Genomic DNA, 21,367 nt, shown 5'->3' on the forward strand with positions numbered 1-21,367 from the left:
GATGCGCCTTTCCCGGTCCCTTAGCCTCTATCTTGCAGGTAATTTTGCCCGGAATGCCGTCCTAGTGTTCGTCGGCGCGTTCTTTTTGATGCTGATGATCGACCTTATGGAACTCGGTCGGCAGGCTGCGGAGTTGGACGTGCCATTTGATGTGGTTGTGGCCATTTCCACAATGCGGCTTCCGACCCTGGCCGAACAGCTGTTGCCATTTGCGGTTCTGATTGGTGCCATTATTTCACTTGTGGCACTCACACGCCGCTCTGAGCTGGTCATCGCACGCGCATCAGGCGTCTCTGCATGGCAGTTTTTGCTGCCGCTTCTTATTGTGGCCACCGGGCTCGGGATCGCAGCAAGCCTTGTTTACAATCCCCTCGCCGCAGCAGCCAAGCAGCGCTCTGATGCCCTCCTCGCCGAGCAGTTTGCGGGCGGGGGCGTCACAGTCGACCCTGACCGTGAAATCTGGTTTCGCCAGTCACTTCCTGATGGCGGTTCGGCTATCGTTCGAGCGGTTTCGGCTCTCAATGGCGGTCAGCAATTGAACAGTATGAGCGCGCTAATCTTCGGGGCCGGTGGAACCTTTATTGAGCGGATAGACGCACAAACCGGCTTGCTCGACGATGGCGTTTGGCGCTTGAGCGCGGTGACGCGAACGGACCCGGACGGCATTCAACAAAGCCAGCCGACAGCGGAGTTGCCGACACCCCTGACTGCCAACGAAGTGATCGGGCGCTTTACGCCCGCGAACCACGCGCCGATTTGGATCTTGCCCGAGCTTTCAGCAAAGGCGATGCAAGCAGGCCTGTCACCAGATCGGTACAGATTTCAGTTTCAGGCCTTGCTCGCGCGCCCCATGCTGCTTATGGCCATGGTGTTGGTTGCTGCAACCGTTTCCTTGCGGTTCTCTAGGCATGGCGGAACGACACCGCTGGTGGTTGCAGGCTTAAGTGCTGGGTTTGTTGTGTTTGTCATCAACGAGATAGCGGGCGATCTGGGGAGTGCTGGTTTGGTCGCACCCCTACTGGCGGCTTGGGTTCCACCGGTTGCCGCCGCGCTTTTCGGCGTAACAGCACTGTTACACCTGGAGGACGGATGACCTCCAGACCGGTCCAGCGCAAGGTTCTGATAGGTGGCGTTCGACGCAAGTCGACCGCGCTTTCTAGCGCCGTCGCTGCAGCAGCTTGCCTTGGGGTGTCACTGGTCTCGCTACCTGTGATACCCGCCCACGCACAAACCCAAACCATTGCAGGTCTGCGCGAACCCGATCCGAACGCCCAGCTTTTCCTAGAAGCCGACCAACTGGTTTATGATGAAGCAACCGATCGGGTCATCGCGCTAGGTTCCGTGCGTCTGTTTTACGATGGGTACACCGTCGACGCAGACGAAATCGTTTACGACCGTCGGCAAGCGCGGGTCATGGCAACTGGCAATGTAATCCTGGTCGAGCCATCGGGCATTGTTTTGCGTGCACGCAGAGCCGATCTGAGCGAGACTTTGGGCGATGGCTTTGTTGATGCCCTCGAAGTTGAAACGCCGGACAACGCCTTCTTCACAGCCCGCTCTGCAACGCGGCGGGACGATCAGATAACGGTCTTTGAAGAGGGGACTTACACTGCGTGCCCTGAATGCGAGGAAAACCCCGACAAGCCACGCACGTGGTTGCTCAGTGCCGATGAGATTACCTACGACCAAGCCGAGCAGATGGTCTATTATCGGAATGTTCGGCTAGATTTTTTCGGAATTCCAATCGCTTGGGTGCCATTTTTCGCTCATGCCGACCCGACTGTTGAACGCAAGACAGGTTTTCTGGCCCCCACATTCGTCTGGGAGAGCGATTTGGGGGCATCGGTCTCTGTGCCTTACTATATTGCGTTAGACCCTAGCTACGACCTCACGATAACGCCAACGGCTTTGACCGAGCAGGGGCTGCACCTCGCCGCTGAGTGGCGACAACGTCTCGAGCGTGGCTCGTATTCGTTTCGTGCCTCCGGTGTCCATCAGCTCAACCCCGACCAATTTGCCGGCGAGCCGGGACAGACCGATTGGCGCGGCGGGATAGCCACAAATGGCGAGTTTCAGCTGAATTCGCGCTGGCAAGCAGGATGGAATATCTATCTGCAATCGGACCGGCGCTATTTTCGCGATTACGATATCGAAACTGAGAACGCCAACCAGATCGTATCCGACATCTTTCTCACTGGGCTGCATGACCGCAGTTATTTTGACGCGCGCCTCCAACGTATTGAAGTCACCAACCTGAACGAACAGGATCAGCCGTGGACGGCTCCCTTGATCGATTACGACCGTCGCTTCTCGCCCGGCTTCCTCGGCGGTGAGCTTCGAGTTACCTCAAACGTCACCAGTCTTTATCGTGATGAGGTCTGGGCGGATCAGCTGAGTATTAACGGCGCCCCACCCCAAGCTGTGTTTGAAGGTTTGGACGGGCGGTACCAGCGCGCCAGCATCGACCTTTCATGGCGCCGGCAATTTATCGGACCTGTTGGTCAAGTCATAACACCGAGCGTCGGCTTTCGCGGTGACGCAATTGGATATGATCTTACGAACAACGCGTTGTTGGCCGGGATAACGGAGACCGAAGACACCTACCTTCGCGGGATGCCCTACGCTGCGGTGGAGTGGAGCTGGCCTCTGCTGGTAACCGCTCCCGGTAGTAGCCACATCATCGAACCAGTCGCGCAGTTCATTGTGCGACCCGACGCTGAGGATCGAGGCGAAAACCCGATCGAAGATTCCCAGTCTTTGGTGTTCGACGCGACCACCCTGTTCGACTGGGACAAATTTTCAGGGTTTGACCAAGTTGAGGGTGGAACACGCGCCAACATCGGCGCCCGCTACACGGGTGTGTTCGCCAATGGGCTCACCCTCAACGCAATTGTCGGCCAATCCTTCCATCTTGCCGGCGAGAACCCCTATGCGACGACCACCATCGTATTAAATGAGGCTAACAGTGGCCTTGAGACAGATCGTTCCGATTATGTCGCCCAACTATCAGCACGATTAGGAGACCGTCTCTCACTGACGACGTCGGCGCGCTTTGACGAGGACGACTTTACTCTGGAACGAGGCGAAATCATTGCGGCTGTCAACGAAGACCCAATCTCCGGATCACTGGTCTACAGCTATTTGGCAGCCCAACCAGGCCGAGGAGTCAATCAGGACATCCAGCAGATCACGGGCACAGCAGCCTTACAACTCAACGAAAACTGGCGCGTGGCGGGCAGCTTGCGCTTTGATCTTGAGGAGAACGAGGCACTCGGGATGGGTGTTGGTCTGGCTTACGCAGACGAGTGCTTCGACATCGCTTTGACCTACACACGCATTTCTGCTGAAGCAAACGAAGGCCAAAGCGACAATCGCCTTATGTTGTCGGTATCCTTGCGCACCATCGGTAAGGCGAAAACCAATCTGTTCGACGAAGACGATTTCGACGACATCCTTGGAATTCAATAGGCCAGGGCTTTAAGTGCTGCCGTTGACCGGGTTCCTGACCCCGCACCGCAACTTTGCCGCAATCGCCGCCCACCGCTCCGGCCCGTGTGCAATACCTTAATCGAGGAGTTGATCCGTGACTCACGCCAACCGCCGTATGCGCAGACCCCATAAAACCGCAGCACTAGCTGCGGCCTTAGCGCTCGGGCTCCACACAGTGATGTCCGCATCGGGGTTGCACCTGATAACCGGAAACGTGCAGGCCCAGACGGTGTTTACTGAGATTTTGGTGAACGATTTCCCCATCACAAACTTCGACATCAATTCTCGGTCGGGTTTGCTGAGACTTCAGGGGCTTTCCAGCGCCGAGGCGCGCTCACGGGCAGAGGATGAATTAATCGATGAAACGCTGCAAAGGGCGGAAGGGCGCCGACTAGGCCTATCGGTTTCACAAGATGAGGTTGAAGAGGCACTGCGCACCATTGCGGGTCGAAGCAACTTGAGCGTCAGCCAGTTGGGACAAGCGTTGGGACAGCGAGGTGTGGACATCAGCACCCTGCGCGACAGCGTCGAAGCGCAGATCCTATGGAGCCAGATCGTCGGCGCTCGTTTTCGTGCAACTGTTCAGGTCGACGAGCAGGATGTTCTAGCCGCGCTCGATAGCCAAACCACCGATGATGATGCGGCGGCTCTCACCGCCACCGAATATTCAATTCGCGAGATAATCTTCATCGTGCCCGAGGGCTCCCCGGCCAGCGCGTTTCAGCGGCGCGAGAGTGAAGCCAACGCCCTGCGTGCGCGGTTTGAGACCTGTGCCCAGGGTATAGCCTCAGCGCGGCAGCTGACCAGCGTGGTTGTTCAAGATGAAATCCGGCGTTTTTCGTCTGACCTGTCTGAACCGCTGAACGATATGTTGTCGGACACACCGACCGGTCGGCTCACACCGCCCGAGCGCACAGATAATGGTATCAGTGTGCTCGCTGTCTGCAACAAACGAGAAATTCGCTCGGATGCGGACGCTCGCCGCGATGTGGAAAACGAGCTACGCAACGAAGAAGGTGTGCTGCTCTCCCGAGGTTATCTCCGCGATTTGCGGGCAAGCGCAACGATCATTCGGCCGAATTGATCGCATAACAAATCCCATTTGGCAGACGCGATGGAAATGACCGCTGGCAAGGCTAAACCACCAGCGCCGCTTGCGGTGTCGATGGGTGAGCCAGGAGGCATAGGGCCCGATATCATCCTCGAAGCTGTCAAAGGCGGCCCCGATGGTGAGACCGCCCCAGACTTTTTAGTCTTTGGCGATCCAGTCACACTGTCAGAACGGGCAATCCAATTGGGCCTCGACGTCTCTATCGTCGGTCCTTCAGCAGGCCGGCCTGTTGGGGCAAACCTGCCCGTTGAGCCCACCTCCACCTCGGAAGGCTTCGTTGCTGGTGTGCTGACAAAGGACTCTGCCAAAGCCGCGCTCGCGTCCCTGTCTGCAGCGACGCGTGCGGTTGCTGAGGGCCGCTGCAGCGGTCTGGTTACAGCGCCCATCAATAAGTCCAATTTGTACGAGATCGGCTTTGAGTTCCCAGGACACACCGAGTTTCTTGAGCATTTCACCAGAACCGAACTTGCTGAACCGCAAGCGAGGTCCGTGATGATGCTTGCCGGACCGAGGTTACGTGCGGTGCCGGTTACCATCCACGTGCCTTTGGCACAGGTTCCATCCCTCCTTCGGTCCCAGGACATCATCGACATATGCCGCATCACAGCCGCTGATTTGCAGCGGCGCTTCGGGATTGAGAACCCGCGCCTTGCGGTCGCGGGACTGAACCCCCATGCTGGCGAGAACGGATCCATTGGGAGCGAGGAAAAAGAGCTGATCGAACCAGCAATCAAGCGACTTCGGTTAGACGGGATTCAGATCGACGGCCCCTTTCCCGCGGATACGCTTTTTCATGAGGAAGCGCGTGGACGGTATGATGTTGCAGTTTGCACCTACCATGATCAGGCGCTGATCCCCGCCAAGGCGCTTGATTTCCATGACACCGTCAATGTGACGCTTGGCCTTCCCTTCGTGCGGACATCGCCGGACCATGGGACGGCTCTCGAACTGGCAGGAACGGGCTACGCCTCGCCCAGGAGCTTTGTGGCGGCACTCCGTATGGCGGCTACGATGGTTCAAGGATGAACGAGGCGATTGAAGCCCTGCCAAGCCTGGCAGATCAGCTTAAGGCCCTTCAACTTGGCGCGAAAAGATCACTTGGACAGAATTTTCTCTTCGACCTGAACCTCACACGCAAGATTGCGCGCAGCGCTGCGCCTGTTGGTCAAGGGACAGTGATTGAGGTTGGACCCGGTCCAGGAGGACTGACGCGCGCTCTGCTCCTAGAAGGCGCCCAACACGTTATCGCGGTGGAACGTGATGACCGGTTTTCTCCAATCCTCGCAGATCTGAGCAACGCCGCGCACGGTCGCTTGGATGTGATCTTTGCGGACGCGCAAACGGTGAAAATGGCAGATCTGTCGGAATCACCGACGCAGATCGTTGCCAACCTCCCCTACAATGTCGGCAGCGCCTTGCTTCTGGGATGGCTGATGTCGGAGCCATGGCCACCTTGGTTCAACTGCTTGACACTTATGTTCCAAAAGGAAGTGGCCCTGCGTATCGTAGCCAAACCTGGTGACAAAAATTACGGACGGTTATCGGTACTTGCTGGCTGGCGTTGCGACGCGCAACGGCTGTTCGATGTTCCGGCGACCGCTTTCGTCCCCCCACCCAAAGTAACCTCCGCCGTCGTGCAGCTTATACCGAGGTCGAAACCGCTACCGTGTGATCCCAAAATGCTGGAACGCGTCACTGCCGCTGCGTTCGGCCAGCGGCGAAAAATGGTACGGCAGTCGTTGAAGGCACTGCCTCTGTCAGCGGTAACACTGTCGGAATTGATGGATCGTGTCGGTCTCAAGGGGACCGAAAGGGCGGAAAACCTCAACGTTGAGACATATGTTGCGCTTGCAAACGGCCTCGCCGCCTCAACGGGATGAAACCAATTCATCAACGAAGTCCGCCAAACCGGGCTGCCTGCTACGCCGAACCTGCTCAGCGAGGTAGATAGCGCGCAGCTGGGCGTATGCAGTTTGGAGGTCCTCGTTGCGGATGACATAGTCATAGTCGACCCAGTGAGTCATCTCCTGGCGTGCGTTGTCCAGGCGCTTTTCAATGACCTCCGGCTTATCTTCCGCTCTGCGCGTGATCCTACCGCGGAGCTCTTCAAAGCTGGGCGGGAGAATGAAAACCGTTACGGTGTCTTCGGGCATGGCCGCACGAACCTGTTCGGTACCCTGCCAGTCGATGTCGAACAGCATGACGTGACCCTTCATCAGTGCACGCTCAACAGGTTCGCGCGGGGTACCGTAAAAGTTGCCATGCACCTCTGCCCATTCCAGCAGGGAGCCTTGGTCCCGCCGCTGAAGGAACGTCACCTCATCAATGAAATGATAGTGTGTCCCGTCGATCTCAGATGGGCGACGGCCGCGCGTGGTGACAGAGACCGAAAGCCTAGGCGTCGTAACAGTTTCGTCGGCGAGCAACTGTCGGGCGAGCGTGGATTTCCCAGCGCCAGAGGGCGATGACAGGACCAGGATGTAACCGCGATTCATAGGCGTCTTTCCAGTTCCTGAAAGGGATCAGTGCACTGTGTCTGGGGAGGCAGCGGCACGATAAAGTGGGCACTGTCCGGCGCTGCGCAGCCCAGGAGCACTACTCGACATTTTGAACCTGCTCTTTGACCTGATCGATAAGCGCCTTCAAGGCCAAACCATGCTGTGTGATAGCAAGCGAAGCTGCTTTCGAACAAACCGTATTGGCTTCGCGGTTAAGCTCCTGTGCAAGAAAGTCGAGTTTTCGGCCCACCGGTTCAGCTTGCGTCAAAAGCCTGCGACCTGCATCAACATGGGCGTGCAGCCGAGCGAGCTCTTCGGCAATATCTGCCTTGCTAACCAGCAAGGCGATCTCTTGGTGTAGGCGACTTGGGTCAAGCTGCCCACCTTTGTCCCCAAGCAGCTCGGCAAGCTGAGTTTCGAGCCTTTCGGCTAGTTCGCCGCGCTGAACCTGTGCAGCCTCACCAAGCGACTTCGACTCCGCAGATATCGCGTCAAACAGATCAGACAGGACCGTCGCCAAAGCCGCGCCTTCACTGTTCCGCGTGGCCGCGAGATCCGATGCACATTTCTCAACGGCGCTCATCAGGACGGGCTTCAAGTCACCGTCAGCCCATGGATTGTCCGCTGCGCTGTCGGACATTTCCACCACACCGGGCAACCTGAGTAACTCGGCGAGGCTTGGGGGTTTCTCGCCGTGGGTCTCTGCAAGCTCGAAGGCCTGACGCTTGAGCGCCTCAAGCGCGCTCTTATTGATCTTTGGAAGGCGGCGGTTCTCACGAGTGACGCTGATGGTCACGTTCGCATTGCCGCGCCGAACAACTCTCTGGAACGCCGACCGAACGGGACTTTCTATGACTTCCCAGCCCGACGGTAGCCGCAGCCTAATATCGGCACTGCGACCGTTCACGCAGCGCGCCTCGATCTGAAAACTCAACATCTCGTGCTGCGCCTCGACCCGCGCAAAACCAGTCATTGAGCTTATACTGGGCTGGGCCTCGGTCATGCGCGGGTGCCGCTAAAGCTACTGAGCGTCGGTCGCTTCGACGACCTCACCATCCACGGCATCGGCCTCTGGCTGCGCCTGGGAAGAAGCCTCGCGCTCTTGCCGCTCCGCCTCCCGTTGGGCTTCAATCTCACGCCAGCGCGCGACGTTACGATTATGCTCATCGTAAGTTTCGGCGAACGCATGTCCCCCAGTTCCATCGGCAACGAAGAACAGGTCATTTGTGCGCGATGGGTTTGCGACCGCCTCCATGGAGGCGCGGCCCGGATTTGCAATGGGACCAGGCGGCAAAGCAGGAATTGCATAGGTATTGTAGGGGTTGGTCGTATCGCGGAGCTGGCTTCGGTAGATCGGGCGGGGCTCCATCCACGCCTCGCCTTCAAAAACGCCATAGAGAATCGTGGGGTCCGACTGGAGTGGCATGCCGCGGTTCAGACGATTGATGAAAACTGAGGCCACGCGCGTCCGCTCGTCCGCGCGTGCGGTTTCCTTTTCAACAATTGAGGCAAGAACGACCAACTCTTCAGGCGTTTCTATCGGTAGGCCTTCAATGCGTCTGTCCCAAATTGATGCAAGCGCTTCGTCCTGCGCTTCGATCATCCGATCGATAATGCCCTGACGCGTCGCACCGGGGGTGTATGCGTAGGTGCTCGGCAGGAGCGAACCCTCCGCCGGAATCTCTTCGATTTCACCACTCAGGTCCTCGGTCGCCAATAGGCGATTGACCATCTGTAGGCTTGTCCAACCCTCGGGAAAGGTGACCGAGTAGACGACCGCATCGCCTTCAACAATACGATCAAGCACAGAAGCCATCGAAGCGTTTGCTTCGATAGCGTATTCCCCGGCTTTCAATGATTCACGTTCTCCTCGGGCGTAGACGCCCGCAATGAACAAAAGCCGGCTTGAAATGATCCCACGCGATTCAAGCAGAGTCGCGATCTGCCTCGTCGTCATGCCGCGCGTGATGTTGACGTTCCGGTCAGACGCCAGAGGTCCAGGGGCGTTAAACTGGACATTGGCCCAGTACACCCCAAGCCCGGTAATCAAGACACCGAGAAGCGCCAGCGAGAACAGCCCATTGAAGAAGACCACGACAGGTGAGCGGGCGCGTTTGGCGTGCCTACGGGGCGCCGCTACGCTCTCTGGCTTGAGCGCCTGCGACGGGCTTCTTGGCTCGGTAGACAAGCCAGATGCACTCAACGCCGCCCGATCGTTCGGATCACTCATTGGGAAATCTTCCTATCTGCCTGGCACGCACACCGCGGAACGCAGGGGTCATAGATGGCCGATGTGTTTGCGGCCTTCAATATCCACATCCGCCAAATCAAGGCCAAGTGCCCACGGGACGCGCTGGAAACGCCCGCATTATGGCGAATTGATGGGTTCTGCCCCGTCAAGCGTCAAGTGCGCGCAACACGAGGGACGCGTTTGTGCCGCCAAAGCCAAAAGAGTTCGATAGTGCAGTCCGAATCGGCTTTGCCTTTGCGGTATGCGCCACCAGATCAATCTGTGTTTCGACGGACGGGTTATCGAGGTTGAGCGTCGGCGGCGCAACACCATGCTTGATTGCCAGAGTTGAAAAGATCGCCTCGACGGCACCAGCGGCACCGAGCAGATGGCCGATTGCCGACTTGGTTGATGACATTGTCAATCCCGACGCGGCTTCTCCCATCAGCCGCTCAACGGCCGCCAGCTCAATCTCATCTCCCAGCGGGGTGGATGTGCCGTGCGCGTTGACGTAATCGAGATCGGACGGAGCGATCCCTGCGCGTTTGATAGCCGCAGTCATGCAACGGAAGGCCCCATCTCCGTCCATTGAAGGAGCGGTTATGTGATAGGCATCCCCTGATAACCCGTAGCCGATAACCTCAGCATAAATTTCCGCCCCCCGAGCGCGGGCGTGCTCAAGTTCTTCAAGGACGACCACACCCGCGCCCTCGCCCATGACGAAGCCATCGCGATCCGCATCATAGGGCCGAGAGGCTTTCTCGGGGGTGTCGTTGAAATGGGTGGATAGAGCCTTGCAGGCGGCGAAGCCTGCAAGTGCGATCCGCCCAACGGGCGACTCTGTCCCACCGGCGACCATGACATCGGCGTCATCAAGTGCGATCAGCCGTGCAGCGTCTCCGATGGCATGCGCACCTGTCGAGCAGGCCGTAACGACCGCATGATTAGGACCCTTCAATCCATGGCGAATGGACACATACCCACCGGCCAAGTTGATCAAGCGGCCTGGGATGAAAAAGGGGCTGAGGCGGCGGGGACCCTTTTCTTCTAGCGTCAAGCCACCTTCGACTATTCCGTTCAGTCCCCCGATGCCCGAACCGATCAAAACGCCTGTGCGAATTTGATCATCGTGGCTTTCAGGATGCCACTTGGCGTCGCTGAGCGCTTCATCCGAAGCGGCGATTGCGTAGACAATGAACTCGTCGACTTTCCGCTGTTCTTTTGGCGGTAGAAAGTCGTCCGCATTGAAAGTCCCATCGGTACCATCGCCGCGTGGAATTTGACACGCTATCTGGCAAGCCAGATCAGCCGTCTCAAATTCAGACGGCCGACCTGCACCTGATTGTCCGTCGATCAAACGCGACCACGTTGTGTCGGTATCCGCCCCAAGTGGGCTCACCATACCCAAGCCGGTTATGACGACGCGCCGAAGCATAAAGATGGTTCCTTTCTTGCGGTTCGTGCGCCAGCGTCAGGTCGCGGCGCACGCGGGATCACGCTTTAGCTTCCGACAAGAATTTGATCGCGTCACCAACGGTCTGGATTTTTTCAGCCGCGTCGTCGGGGATCTCAACATTGAAAGCCTCTTCGAACGCCATGACCAGCTCGACCGTGTCGAGACTGTCTGCGCCCAAATCATCAATAAAGGATGCGTCAGGCTTCACTTTATCTTCTTCAACACCGAGATGCTCAACAACGATCTCGGTCACACGTTTTGCTACATCAGCCATGACGTTCATCCTTCCATGGTGTCGCGTAAAGGTTTGTTAGCGAGCCGTAACTCGCTGGATTTTCGGAATTGCCAAGGTGGTTGGGGAAGCACACAAGGACAAAGCTTGCGGGCACTTATCAACCTTAATGGATCACAGCAAGTCGCGCGTTGGTCGGGCGCGCTTATATGCGCCGCACCATCGTGAGCCGCTGCAACTGCACTATGCCCCTACCACCTCACCATCACATCATAGCCATACCGCCATTGACGTGAATGGTCTGCCCAGTGATGTAAGCGGCTTCTTCGCTTGCGAGAAACAAAACGCAGGCAGCGACCTGTTCTGGTGTGCCCAGCTTTCCGGCGGGCACCTTCTGTAAAATCGCCTCGCGTTGGGTATCGTTGAGGGCATCGGTCATCGGCGTCGCAATGAAGCCAGGCGCGACGCAATTGACTGTGATACCGCGCGATGCGCACTCTTGGGCCAGCGACTTGGACATGCCCGTGAGCCCCGCCTTTGCGGCAACATAATTGCCCTGCCCCGGGTTACCAGTTGTACCGACCACGGATGTGATCTGGATAATACGGCCCGACCGCTTTTTCATCATCGCTTTGATTGCAGCTCGGGACAGCTTGAATGCGGCCGTCAGGTTCACCGCAATAACACTGTCCCAGTCTTCATCCTTCATACGCATAAACAGCTGGTCTCGTGTAATGCCGGCATTGTTCACAAGAATGTCGATAGGCGCACCAGCCTTGGCCTCTGCCTCAGGCAAGATGTTTGAGACCGCGCTGTTGTCGCTGAGGTCGGCAATCAATGGAATGGCCGCGTCACCGACGTCGTCAGCGAGTGACTGTAACGCTTCCTGCCGGGTTCCCGTGATCACCACCTTCGCTCCAGCGTCGGTTAGAGCTCGAGCGATCGCACCCCCGATGCCACCAGAGGCGCCGGTGACCAGCGCTACGCGACTATCCAGTGAAAACATGCTGCTCTCCGTCATTGTGTCTTGGCACGCTCAGATCAGCCGCGTTATCGCATTAAATGGCTCGCCACACGATCAACGTCTTCAGGCGACGCGACATTGAGGACCGTTGCCCCATCGACCATGCGCTTGATCATTCCAGAAAGAGCTTTGCCAGATCCGATTTCGATGAAGGTATCGACGCCGTTAGCCGCCATCCACTCCACGCTCTCTCGCCAACGAACGCGCCCGGTCACCTGTTCGACCAAGTGGGTCCTGATTTGGTCGGGGTCGGTAATCGGTGCAGCAAGAACATTGGCAACCACTGGCTTGGCGGCCTCGCGGATCGTCGCCGCGTTGAGTGCTCCACGCATCACATCAGCTGCAGGTGCCATTAACGCGCAATGAAAAGGCGCTGAAACGGGCAGAAGCAAGGCTCGTCGCGCGCCGGCGACCTTAGCCAATTCGATCGCACGCTCGACGGCCGCCTTGTGACCTGAAATGACGACCTGCCCGGGAGCATTATCATTGGCCGCCTCGCAGACTTCGCCCTGTGCAGCTTCTCTGGCAATTGTTTCAACCGCTGCCAAATCCAGATTGAGCACCGCTGCCATGGCACCAACGCCAACGGGAACAGCGGACTGCATCGCTTCTCCACGGGTACGCAGCAGCGCGGCCGTCGTGGCAATATCGAAGGCGCCGGCTGCGGCAAGCGCGGAGTATTCCCCCAAAGAATGACCTGCGAGATGACTGGCATGTTGAAGGACTGAGACGCCGGCATTCTGGAGCGCGCGTACTGCAGCAATACTCACGGACATGAGCGCGGGTTGCGCGTTTGCGGTCAGCGTCAGCGTTTCGTCCGGCCCATCAAACATCAGGCGGGTCAGGCTTTGGTCGAGTGCGCTATCGACCTCGTCAAACACCTCTCGAGCCTCAGGGAAAGCTTCGTAGAGCGCTTTGCCCATTCCGACGGCTTGGCTGCCCTGCCCAGGAAAGACAAATGCTGTCGTCATGATACGGTCGCCTGCTATAATTTTGATGGCTGGAGCGCGCGGCCTACAAAATCAGCGCCTTGCTCGGGCCGCTGGTTTGGCGGGAAACCCGATTAGGGTCAAGCGTTCAAGACTTGGATACAAGCAGCTGACGGTTGCGCTTTGTCGAAAGCAGCGCTATAGCCCGAGCGCCTTCAAGCGAAGGCTCCGGCCGGGGGTTGAACGGAAGATCAGCACTGCTGGTAAATCAACATAAGTTGATTGCTTCCCGTGTCTCCGCTCTCGAACCTTTCGAATGCTTGTCCTCTATGCCTTGCGCATATGGATCATCGTTCGAAGAGGCTTTGCGCCGGATGATCCAAACGAAGAGGACGACTGATGGCTTTTTACGAGCATGTGTTCCTTGCCCGCCAAGACGTATCCCAGCAACAAGTGGATGCGCTTGTGGAACAGTATAGCGGGTTGATCACCGAACATGGCGGCTCGGTACAAAACACCGAGTATTGGGGCATGAAGAGCCTGGCTTTTCGCATCAAAAAGAACCGGAAAGCTCACTACACTATGATGAACATCGACGCCCCGTCGGATGCGGTCGCTGAGCTGGAGCGTCAGCTCAGCATCAATGAAGATGTTTTGCGCTACATGACGATCCGCGTCGAAAGCTTCGATGAGGGCCCATCAGCGATGATGCAGAAGCGCGACGACCGGCGCGGTGGCCGTAGTGAACGCGGCGACCGCCCTGATCGTGGAGAGCGCCGACCGCGCCGCGATGAAGCTGCAAAACCAAGCGAGGGAGAAGAGTAATGGCCGCACCAGCACGACGCCCATTTTTCCGTCGCCGCAAGACGTGTCCTTTTTCCGGGGCCAATGCACCAAAAATCGATTACAAGGATGTACGGCTTTTGCAGCGGTACATCTCCGAGCGTGGCAAGATCGTTCCCAGCCGCATAACGGCGGTGTCAGCAAAGAAGCAGCGTGAACTTGCGAAAGCAATCAAACGCGCGCGCTTCCTGGGCCTGCTGCCCTACGTCGTGAAGTAAGACTTACAATGATGCTGGCGGCGCTGAGAACGCGCCGCCTAACCGCAATCCTTGGATACCAGTCACTGGGCTGGGCACGCGGGACAGCATGCAGGGTCACGTAACCTGCGCTTGGTGAGCCGCCGCTCACCACTGTCTTGCAACAGTGAACTCAAACCGCAGGACATACGATATGGATATCATCCTTTTAGAGCGCGTCGCGAAACTTGGCCAAATGGGCGAGACCGTGTCGGTGCGCGACGGTTATGCGCGCAACTTCCTTCTCCCTCAAGGCAAGGCTTTGCGTGCTACAAAAGCCAATCTGGCGAAGTTCGAGTCAGAGCGTGCGCAGCTCGAAGCACGCAATCTTGAACGCAAGCAAGAAGCTGAGAGCGTGGCTGGTCAGTTGGACGGCGCCGCCTATATCGTCATCCGCTCAGCTGGGGAAACGGGCCAGCTGTATGGTTCTGTTGCCGCCCGCGATATCGCAGAAGCAGCGACAAGCAATGGCGTCACGGTCGCGCGCAGCCAGGTGCGCCTCGACCGCGCGATCAAGACCATTGGCCTTCATGAGGTGCTCATCCAGCTTCATCCGGAGGTTGAGGTGAGTGTCAACATTAACGTTGCGCGTTCTGAAGATGAGGCTGAACGTCAGGCAGCAGGTGAAGATCTCACGGTGCAAGACTTTGACGGTTTTGAGTTTGAAGAGGAGTCCGACGAAGAGCTCGAAACCAATGCCGAAGAGGTCTTTGAAAGCATCCCTGAGGATTTGGTCGAAGCCGAAGCAAGCGACGATGAAGCTGATGTTGAACAAGAGAACGCGGGCTGACCGCTTCTCTTCCCCACACTTAACAATCTGAATCAAAGCGTCGGCACATGCCGACGCTTTTTTTGCTTTCAAGCCCCCCTAGGCGCTGCCAGTTCGCGAGCGATCAGATATGCTGGGTTGACGATTCTGGGACACAGCAAATGAACGATTTAACGCCGGTGGATTCCGCTAATGCGGCAGCCTCAATCGCACGCTCTGCACCGCATAATGCGGAAGCAGAGGCAGCGCTTCTTGGCGCCATTCTCGTCAACAACGAGGCCTACTATCGGGTCTCCGATTTTCTCGATCCTCAACATTTCTACCTAGCCCAGCACCAAAAAATCTTCGCGACAATTTCCGAGTTGATTCGCGGCGGTAAGGTTGCAACGCCCATAACCGTGAAGACGTCTTTCGCGACCGACGATACGATTGGAGAGCTTAGCGTCCCTGCGTATTTGCTCCGGCTACATGCGGACGCGACCTCGATCATCAACGTTCTTGATTACGCCAACCTCGTCCACGAACTCGCGTTGAAGCGCACGCTGATCTCTATCGGCGAAGACATGGTCAACGCTGCCTTCGACACCACCTCACTCACGGATGCGTCCGTCCAGATTGAAGCCGCCGAACGACAGCTTTTCTCATTGGCGGAGAAAGGCCGCGCCGAGCAGGGTTTCATCGGCTTTTCTGGAGCGCTTGAGCAAGCGATCCAGATGGCTACGGCCGCCTATCAGCGCGATGGCGGGCTTTCGGGCATTCCGAGCTACTTCAACAATATCGATCGCCGGATGGGCGGGTTGCAGCGCTCGGATCTTATCATTCTCGCCGGTCGTCCCGCGATGGGCAAGACATCGCTTGCGACCAACATCGCCTATAACATCGCGAAGCATTGGCGAGGTGGTATGGGGCCGAACAACGTCATGGAGACTGAAGCGGGCGGCATCGTTGGGTTCTTCTCGCTCGAGATGTCCTCCGAGCAATTGGCGACCCGCATCCTGGCCGAACAATCTGGCGTGTCGTCCTCGCGTATTCGCCGCGGCGACATCAAATCCGATGAATTTGAGAAGGTGGTCATTGCCAGCCAACAGATGCATGCGGCTCCGCTTTACATCGACCAAACCGGTGGCCTGACGGTCGGCCAGCTGGCGGCGCGAGCGCGTCGGCTAAAACGGCAGAAAGGGCTTGATGTTCTGGTGGTGGATTACCTGCAACTGTTACAGGGCTCATCCAGAAGATCGAGCGAGAACCGGGTTCAGGAGATCACCGAAATAACCACAGGTCTCAAGGCGTTAGCCAAAGAACTCGATGTTCCGATCATTGCCCTGTCTCAGCTATCGCGTCAGGTTGAGGCCCGTGAGGACAAGCGACCGCAATTGTCGGATTTGCGCGAATCGGGATCGATCGAGCAAGATGCTGACGTTGTTCTGTTTGTGTATCGCGAGGAGTATTACTTGCAGAGCAGGGAACCGAAGCCGGGCACCGAAGAGCATCTTGCATGGCAAGAAGACATGGAGCGGGCCTATGGGTTGGCCGAGGTTATCATCGGCAAGCAGCGGCACGGACCCACTGGCACGGCCAAACTGACCTTTGAAGCCGAATTGACGCGGTTTGGTGACTACATCGAGGATGACCATGTCCCCGATCACTTTTAGCCTCAGTCTGTCTGGAGTCACCAAACGTTGAGCGTCGCTTCGCACGCAGGCGGACGCCTTACTGTCGATCTGGATGCTTTAGCATGGAACTGGCAGCAACTTAGCGCGCTTGCACAGCCCGGCGAATGCGGTGCCGCAGTGAAAGCCAACGGTTATGGCCTCGGCCTCGACCCGGTATCGCGAACCCTGTGGACGGCGGGATGCCGATCATTTTTCGTTGCGCTCCCCGAAGAAGCGTTCTCTGTGCGTGCCATTCTGCCAGATGCTAACATCTACTGTCTGGGAGGCCTAACGCCCGGCGGAGCCGATGACTATCGAGCTCAGAAGATCAAACCGGTGCTCAACAGTTTGAGTGAAGTCCGCCAATGGTGCGAAGCAACACAGTTCGCACCGGCCGCGCTTCATGTCGATACAGGTATGAATCGCCTGGGCCTGCGGATGGACGAAGCTCTGGCGCTTTCCAAAGACAAGAACCGGACATCAGCCCTGAACTTGAGCCTCCTTATGAGCCACCTGGCCTGTGCGGATACACCGGAGCATCCGCTCAACGGTCAACAGGCGGAGCGTTTTCGTGAACTCAAGGAGTGGTTTCCCGGTGTGCCCGCGTCGCTTGCCAATTCAGCCGGTACGCTGCTGGGCGGCGCGTATCGCCATGATCTCGCTCGGCCAGGTATCGCCCTTTACGGAGGAGCATCAGCGCCGGTTACACCAAACCCAATTCGTCCCGTCGTGACCTTGGAAGCCCGCATTATACAAATTCGCAAAGCCGATGCCCACGAGGCTGTCGGCTACGGCGCTGCTGAAACCCTCGGCCAAGCTGCACGCCTCGCAATTCTTGGCGTTGGATACGCCGACGGATACCACCGGCTCGCCGGGTCAAGTGACGATCGGAAGGGCGCGCATGTCTCGTTCGGCGGAAAACGAGCGCCGCTTGTTGGGCGTATATCGATGGACCTTATGGCCGTTGACATCACCGGCCCGGACTTCGACCATCTTTCCGCTGGCGATTATGCGACGCTCATCGGAACAGAGATCGGTGTTGATGATCCAGCAAGGCACGCACAAACCATCGGCTACGAGTTCCTCACGGGCTTAGGGCATCGACTTGAGCGGCGATACATCGGTGGATCACGGGCCGCACAATAACTTTTTGTTCTTGTCTTGTTCTTATCCGTGTCCTATCGATTAGCGTGTTCAAGATGAGGTCTCGATGGCAAAACGCCGGTCCAGTTTTATTTGCCAGAATTGTGGCGCAAGCCACCCACGATGGACTGGCAAATGCGACAGTTGTGGCGCGTGGAACAGCTTGGTTGAAGAAGGCCTTTCCGGGGGCGGTGCGCTTGGTGGGCCAGGCAAGTCGGGAGCCGTAAAGGGCCGAGCCGTCGCGCTTTCATCCCTTGACCATATTGAGGAGCCTTTGCCTCGGCTTCAGTCTGGGATAGCGGAACTTGACCGCGTGACCGGCGGTGGTTTCGTGCGCGGCTCGGCGCTGCTTGTGGGCGGCGACCCGGGCATCGGAAAATCCACGCTTCTGATGCAGGTGGCAGGCGCGCTTGGGAACACCGGCGCTAGGGTCGTCTACATCTCCGGTGAGGAAGCCCTGGGACAGGTTCGATTACGCGCCGAAAGACTGGGCGTGAGCCAGTCGCCGGTCGCTATTGCATCGGAGACCAACCTGGAAGACATCCTGGCTACGCTGGAGGCGGGCGAGCAGCCCGATCTGGTGATCCTTGACTCGATCCAGACACTTTGGAGCGCAACAGCGGACAGCGCACCGGGGACTGTGACCCAGGTCCGCTCCTGTGCACAGCAGGTTATTCGCTACGCCAAACGTACCGGCGCCTGCACAGTACTGGTTGGACATGTCACGAAGGATGGGCAGATCGCGGGACCGCGCGTGGTTGAACACATGGTCGACGCGGTTCTCTATTTCGAGGGCGACCGCACCCACCATTTTCGTGTTCTTCGCGGCGTCAAAAATCGCTTCGGGGCCACCGATGAGATCGGCGTTTTCGAGATGACCGGCTCCGGTCTGCAGGAGGTACGTAATCCATCCGAGCTGTTTCTCGGAGACCGTCTTGTGGAAACGCCGGGATCAGTCGTGTTTGCCGGTATGGAAGGAACCCGACCCATTTTGGTCGAGATCCAGGCCCTGGTTGCACCAACATCACTTGGGACGCCGCGTCGAGCTGTGGTTGGTTGGGATACCAACCGCCTGGCCATGGTGTTGGCTGTTCTGGAAGCGCGATGCGGCGTGCGGTTTTCAGGTCATGATGTATATCTCGCCGTCGCGGGCGGGCTTAGGCTCAGCGAACCGGCAGCCGACCTCGCAGTTGCCGCCGCTCTGACAGCGTCGCTGACCGGGCTTGCGCTGCCCGCGTCCCAAGTCTTCTTTGGTGAGATCGGGCTGTCAGGGGCCATCCGCACTGCACCGCAAGCGGTGTTGCGGATGAAGGAGGCCGCTCGGCTCGGTTTCACAGACGCGATATCGGCGCCGCTTGCTAAAGAAAGTGATGCAACAACGGGCCTTCGCCTGCAGCCTCACACCAGGCTTGAGAGCCTAGTCGCCGACATTGCTGCCACATCCGCCGCCGATGGCCGGGCCGCTTGACTGTTGTGCCTGCAATTTCATCAGCAGAACCGGACTTCCAGCCAGCCTTTTGCGACCGATGTGATACGCTTGCACTTGCAGGCGGGCCAAGCGAGTCGCTAAAGCATTCCCGGCTGCGGCGCCAGCGTTTTGGAAGCGCCGCTGGATTTTCGGAATATGGTCCAGCGATCGGAACTGGAACAGGCGCGCGATTGATGCGTCCGCAAACACCAAGCGATAGTTGCTAAGTGAAGGGTTTTGAGATGGGTATCACCATTCTCGACGGGGTGATTTTGGCCGTAGTCTTGCTCTCGGCGTTGCTCGCGATGATGAGGGGCTTTCTGCGCGAAGTCTTGTCAATCGGTTCTTGGATAGCTGCCGCAGCAGGAGCCTATTTCCTCTACCCCATCTTCCTGCCATTTGCTCGGCAGTACATCACTGAGGAAGTCTTTGCGACCGCCGCAGTAGCCGGTGTACTTTTCTTCCTGATCCTGATCATTGTGTCGTACCTGACCATGAAGCTGTCCGACGCTGTGGCCGATTCTGCGATCGGTCCGCTCGACCGTACGCTTGGTTTTTTGTTTGGCGCAGCGCGCGGTGTCTTGCTGTTTGTGATAGCCGCGCTGTTCTTCAACTTCTTCATTCCCGAGAACGCACCGGAATGGGTTGCCGAGTCACGCGCGAAACCCATACTTGATGAGCTAGGCGCCGAATTGCTGGCAATTCTTCCAGAAGACCCTGAAGGACAGATAATCGATCGAATACGTGGTACCGATGCGCCGACCGACGGCGCAGGCAACACGCAAGGTTAAATCCTCGCCAAGCCCTACCCACCCTTAGGATGGATTGAGATATGTTCGCCTCTTGCGACGATGACGATCACTTTCGAGACGAGTGCGGTGTTTTTGGCATCTTTGGGCACAGTGACGCTGCTGCTCTGACCGCCCTCGGTCTGCACGCTTTGCAGCATCGGGGTCAGGAAGCGGCCGGAATTGTCTCATTCGATCGCAAGCAGTTCTACTCCGAACGTCACATCGGCTTGGTCGGTGACAGGTTCTCCAAACCCGAGGTTATTGAGCGGCTGCATGGCGACCGAACGATAGGCCATGTGCGCTACTCGACCGCCGGTGGAGCTGTACTGCGCAATGTGCAGCCCCTCTTCGCAGAGTTCGCAGGTGGTGGTTTTGCTGTTGCGCATAACGGCAACCTCACAAACGCCCGCAAGCTGCAGAGGCAGTTACGCGAACGCGGATCGATCTTTCAGTCTACGTCTGACACTGAAACCATCATCCATTTGATCGCGACATCCAAGGCGCCGGGTATTGTCGGTCGACTGACCGAAGCACTGCATAAAGTCGAGGGTGCTTATTCGCTGATCGCACTCACCGAGAAAAAACTTATCGGCGTCCGCGATCCGTTGGGCGTGCGTCCACTGGTTTTGGGGTCGATGGATGGTGCCCCTGTCTTGGCCTCGGAAACCTGCGCCCTGGACATCATCGGAGCGGAATTTGTGCGCGATATCGAGCCTGGTGAGATGCTCGTCATCACGCAAAGTGGCATCAAGAGCCACCGGCCGTTTGAGCCCCATTCGCCACGCTTCTGCATCTTTGAGTATGTCTATTTCGCTCGCCCAGACTCAATGGTTGAGGGGCGGAATGTCTACGCCGTCAGGAAGGAAATCGGCGCGCAGCTGGCGCGCGAGGCACCGGCTGACGTTGACCTCGTAATCCCGGTACCGGACTCCGGGACCCCGGCTGCGGTCGGCTACGCTGCCGAATCGGGCATTCCGTTTGATTTGGGAATCGTCCGCAATCACTATGTGGGCCGAACGTTTATCGAACCCAGCGACGCCATCCGGCATATGGGGGTCAAGCTCAAGCTCAATCCGAACCGGCTCCTGCTTGAAAACAAAAAGGTACTATTGGTTGACGACTCGATTGTTCGAGGCACAACGTCAAAGAAGATTGTTCAAATGGTTCGAGATGCGGGCGCACGTGAGGTCCATATGCGTGTCGCAAGCCCGCCCACGCGCGATGCTTGCTATTATGGAGTGGACACACCCGAGCGCGACAAGCTGATCGCTGCCCGACAGACGGTCAATGAGATCGCAGCCAGTATTGGTGTCGACAGCCTAGCTTTCCTTGGTATCGATGGCCTTTATCGCGCGCTCGGCGAAGCCCGGCGTAACAGCGACATTCCGCAGTTTTGCGATGCCTGTTTCAGCGGTGATTATCCAACCACACTGACCGATTGCGCCGAGAAAACGCAAAGCCACCATCGCTTGGTCGAGATCGATTAGCGCGACGAA

Annotated in this window: 20 protein-coding genes; 13 read left to right on the forward strand and 7 right to left on the reverse strand. The window is 57.7% G+C overall.

What is annotated here, in order from left to right; translation table 11 throughout:
- Window position 1 precedes the first annotated feature (1 nt).
- The 5 genes from lptG to rsmA all read left to right on the forward strand — a co-directional run bounded on the left by lptG (window position 2) and on the right by rsmA (window position 6,480).
- Window positions 2-1,093, forward strand: coding sequence for an LPS export ABC transporter permease LptG (lptG, locus tag AAF739_06950; protein MEM6382393.1), 1,092 nt, complete (start codon window positions 2-4; stop codon window positions 1,091-1,093).
- Window positions 1,090-3,468, forward strand: a complete 2,379-nt coding sequence (locus AAF739_06955) for an LPS-assembly protein LptD (protein ID MEM6382394.1) — start codon at window positions 1,090-1,092, stop codon at window positions 3,466-3,468. The genes lptG and AAF739_06955 overlap by 4 nt, the downstream gene beginning before the upstream one ends.
- Window positions 3,469-3,583: 115 nt before the next feature.
- Window positions 3,584-4,573, forward strand: coding sequence for a peptidylprolyl isomerase (locus tag AAF739_06960; protein ID MEM6382395.1), 990 nt, complete (start codon window positions 3,584-3,586; stop codon window positions 4,571-4,573).
- A gap of 30 nt (window positions 4,574-4,603) precedes the next feature.
- Window positions 4,604-5,626, forward strand: a complete 1,023-nt coding sequence (pdxA, locus tag AAF739_06965; protein ID MEM6382396.1) for a 4-hydroxythreonine-4-phosphate dehydrogenase PdxA — start codon at window positions 4,604-4,606, stop codon at window positions 5,624-5,626.
- Window positions 5,623-6,480 carry a 16S rRNA (adenine(1518)-N(6)/adenine(1519)-N(6))-dimethyltransferase RsmA gene (gene rsmA / locus AAF739_06970; protein ID MEM6382397.1) on the forward strand — a complete coding sequence of 286 codons (858 nt, stop codon included), beginning with the start codon at window positions 5,623-5,625 and terminating at the stop codon, window positions 6,478-6,480. The genes pdxA and rsmA overlap by 4 nt, the downstream gene beginning before the upstream one ends.
- Here rsmA and gmk read toward each other — a convergent pair.
- From gmk to fabD, 7 genes are all read right to left on the reverse strand, one after another.
- Window positions 6,469-7,095, reverse strand: coding sequence for a guanylate kinase (gene gmk / locus AAF739_06975; protein ID MEM6382398.1), 627 nt, complete (start codon window positions 7,093-7,095; stop codon window positions 6,469-6,471). The genes rsmA and gmk overlap by 12 nt on opposite strands.
- A gap of 100 nt (window positions 7,096-7,195) precedes the next feature.
- Window positions 7,196-8,101 (reverse strand): YicC/YloC family endoribonuclease, encoded by a 906-nt coding sequence (locus AAF739_06980; GenBank protein MEM6382399.1) that lies wholly within the window; start codon window positions 8,099-8,101, stop codon window positions 7,196-7,198.
- An 18-nt stretch (window positions 8,102-8,119) separates the two neighbouring features.
- Window positions 8,120-9,328, reverse strand: a complete 1,209-nt coding sequence (gene mltG / locus AAF739_06985) for an endolytic transglycosylase MltG (protein MEM6382400.1) — start codon at window positions 9,326-9,328, stop codon at window positions 8,120-8,122.
- A 166-nt stretch (window positions 9,329-9,494) separates the two neighbouring features.
- Window positions 9,495-10,763, reverse strand: a complete 1,269-nt coding sequence (gene fabF / locus AAF739_06990) for a beta-ketoacyl-ACP synthase II (GenBank protein MEM6382401.1) — start codon at window positions 10,761-10,763, stop codon at window positions 9,495-9,497.
- A gap of 58 nt (window positions 10,764-10,821) precedes the next feature.
- Window positions 10,822-11,058 carry an acyl carrier protein gene (locus AAF739_06995; GenBank protein MEM6382402.1) on the reverse strand — a complete coding sequence of 79 codons (237 nt, stop codon included), beginning with the start codon at window positions 11,056-11,058 and terminating at the stop codon, window positions 10,822-10,824.
- 223 nt (window positions 11,059-11,281) lie between these two features.
- Window positions 11,282-12,022 carry a 3-oxoacyl-[acyl-carrier-protein] reductase gene (fabG, locus tag AAF739_07000; GenBank protein ID MEM6382403.1) on the reverse strand — a complete coding sequence of 247 codons (741 nt, stop codon included), beginning with the start codon at window positions 12,020-12,022 and terminating at the stop codon, window positions 11,282-11,284.
- Between the two features lie 44 nt (window positions 12,023-12,066).
- Entirely contained in the window at window positions 12,067-13,011 is a 945-nt protein-coding gene (gene fabD, locus AAF739_07005) for an ACP S-malonyltransferase (protein MEM6382404.1), read from the reverse strand.
- 357 nt (window positions 13,012-13,368) lie between these two features.
- Here fabD and rpsF point away from each other — a divergent pair, with 357 nt between their 5' ends.
- The 8 genes from rpsF (at window position 13,369) to purF (ending at window position 21,358) form a co-directional block, all read left to right on the forward strand.
- A complete protein-coding gene (gene rpsF, locus AAF739_07010) occupies window positions 13,369-13,794 on the forward strand; it encodes a 30S ribosomal protein S6 (protein ID MEM6382405.1) in 426 nt (141 codons plus the stop codon).
- The gene (gene rpsR, locus AAF739_07015; GenBank protein ID MEM6382406.1) at window positions 13,794-14,030 is read left to right on the forward strand and encodes a 30S ribosomal protein S18; all 237 of its coding nucleotides are present in this window, start codon (window positions 13,794-13,796) and stop codon (window positions 14,028-14,030) included. The genes rpsF and rpsR overlap by 1 nt, the downstream gene beginning before the upstream one ends.
- A gap of 172 nt (window positions 14,031-14,202) precedes the next feature.
- Window positions 14,203-14,838, forward strand: coding sequence for a 50S ribosomal protein L9 (rplI, locus tag AAF739_07020; protein MEM6382407.1), 636 nt, complete (start codon window positions 14,203-14,205; stop codon window positions 14,836-14,838).
- A 140-nt stretch (window positions 14,839-14,978) separates the two neighbouring features.
- On the forward strand, window positions 14,979-16,469 hold the full coding sequence (locus AAF739_07025; protein MEM6382408.1) for a replicative DNA helicase: 1,491 nt from the start codon (window positions 14,979-14,981) through the stop codon (window positions 16,467-16,469).
- 27 nt (window positions 16,470-16,496) lie between these two features.
- Window positions 16,497-17,615: an alanine racemase gene (gene alr, locus AAF739_07030; protein MEM6382409.1), complete on the forward strand. Its 1,119-nt coding sequence runs from the start codon at window positions 16,497-16,499 to the stop codon at window positions 17,613-17,615.
- Between the two features lie 64 nt (window positions 17,616-17,679).
- Window positions 17,680-19,080, forward strand: coding sequence for a DNA repair protein RadA (gene radA / locus AAF739_07035; protein MEM6382410.1), 1,401 nt, complete (start codon window positions 17,680-17,682; stop codon window positions 19,078-19,080).
- Window positions 19,081-19,322: 242 nt separating this feature from the next.
- On the forward strand, window positions 19,323-19,871 hold the full coding sequence (locus AAF739_07040) for a CvpA family protein (GenBank protein ID MEM6382411.1): 549 nt from the start codon (window positions 19,323-19,325) through the stop codon (window positions 19,869-19,871).
- A gap of 41 nt (window positions 19,872-19,912) precedes the next feature.
- Window positions 19,913-21,358: an amidophosphoribosyltransferase gene (purF, locus tag AAF739_07045; protein ID MEM6382412.1), complete on the forward strand. Its 1,446-nt coding sequence runs from the start codon at window positions 19,913-19,915 to the stop codon at window positions 21,356-21,358.
- Window positions 21,359-21,367: the final 9 nt, after the last annotated feature.

The organism is Pseudomonadota bacterium (assembly GCA_039024915.1).
Lineage (GTDB): Bacteria > Pseudomonadota > Alphaproteobacteria > Rhizobiales > MH13 > MH13.

Coding starts and splice junctions, on each gene's coding strand:
- lptG (MEM6382393.1), top strand. CDS start 2: ATGCGCCTTTCCCGGTCCCTTAGCCTCTATCTTGCAGGTAATTTTGCC.
- AAF739_06955 (MEM6382394.1), top strand. CDS start 1,090: ATGACCTCCAGACCGGTCCAGCGCAAGGTTCTGATAGGTGGCGTTCGA.
- pdxA (MEM6382396.1), top strand. CDS start 4,604: ATGGAAATGACCGCTGGCAAGGCTAAACCACCAGCGCCGCTTGCGGTG.
- rsmA (MEM6382397.1), top strand. CDS start 5,623: ATGAACGAGGCGATTGAAGCCCTGCCAAGCCTGGCAGATCAGCTTAAG.
- gmk (MEM6382398.1), bottom strand. CDS start 7,095: ATGAATCGCGGTTACATCCTGGTCCTGTCATCGCCCTCTGGCGCTGGG.
- AAF739_06980 (MEM6382399.1), bottom strand. CDS start 8,101: ATGACCGAGGCCCAGCCCAGTATAAGCTCAATGACTGGTTTTGCGCGG.
- mltG (MEM6382400.1), bottom strand. CDS start 9,328: ATGAGTGATCCGAACGATCGGGCGGCGTTGAGTGCATCTGGCTTGTCT.
- fabF (MEM6382401.1), bottom strand. CDS start 10,763: ATGCTTCGGCGCGTCGTCATAACCGGCTTGGGTATGGTGAGCCCACTT.
- AAF739_06995 (MEM6382402.1), bottom strand. CDS start 11,058: ATGGCTGATGTAGCAAAACGTGTGACCGAGATCGTTGTTGAGCATCTC.
- fabG (MEM6382403.1), bottom strand. CDS start 12,022: ATGTTTTCACTGGATAGTCGCGTAGCGCTGGTCACCGGCGCCTCTGGT.
- fabD (MEM6382404.1), bottom strand. CDS start 13,011: ATGACGACAGCATTTGTCTTTCCTGGGCAGGGCAGCCAAGCCGTCGGA.
- rpsF (MEM6382405.1), top strand. CDS start 13,369: ATGGCTTTTTACGAGCATGTGTTCCTTGCCCGCCAAGACGTATCCCAG.
- rpsR (MEM6382406.1), top strand. CDS start 13,794: ATGGCCGCACCAGCACGACGCCCATTTTTCCGTCGCCGCAAGACGTGT.
- rplI (MEM6382407.1), top strand. CDS start 14,203: ATGGATATCATCCTTTTAGAGCGCGTCGCGAAACTTGGCCAAATGGGC.
- AAF739_07025 (MEM6382408.1), top strand. CDS start 14,979: ATGAACGATTTAACGCCGGTGGATTCCGCTAATGCGGCAGCCTCAATC.
- radA (MEM6382410.1), top strand. CDS start 17,680: ATGGCAAAACGCCGGTCCAGTTTTATTTGCCAGAATTGTGGCGCAAGC.
- AAF739_07040 (MEM6382411.1), top strand. CDS start 19,323: ATGGGTATCACCATTCTCGACGGGGTGATTTTGGCCGTAGTCTTGCTC.
- purF (MEM6382412.1), top strand. CDS start 19,913: ATGTTCGCCTCTTGCGACGATGACGATCACTTTCGAGACGAGTGCGGT.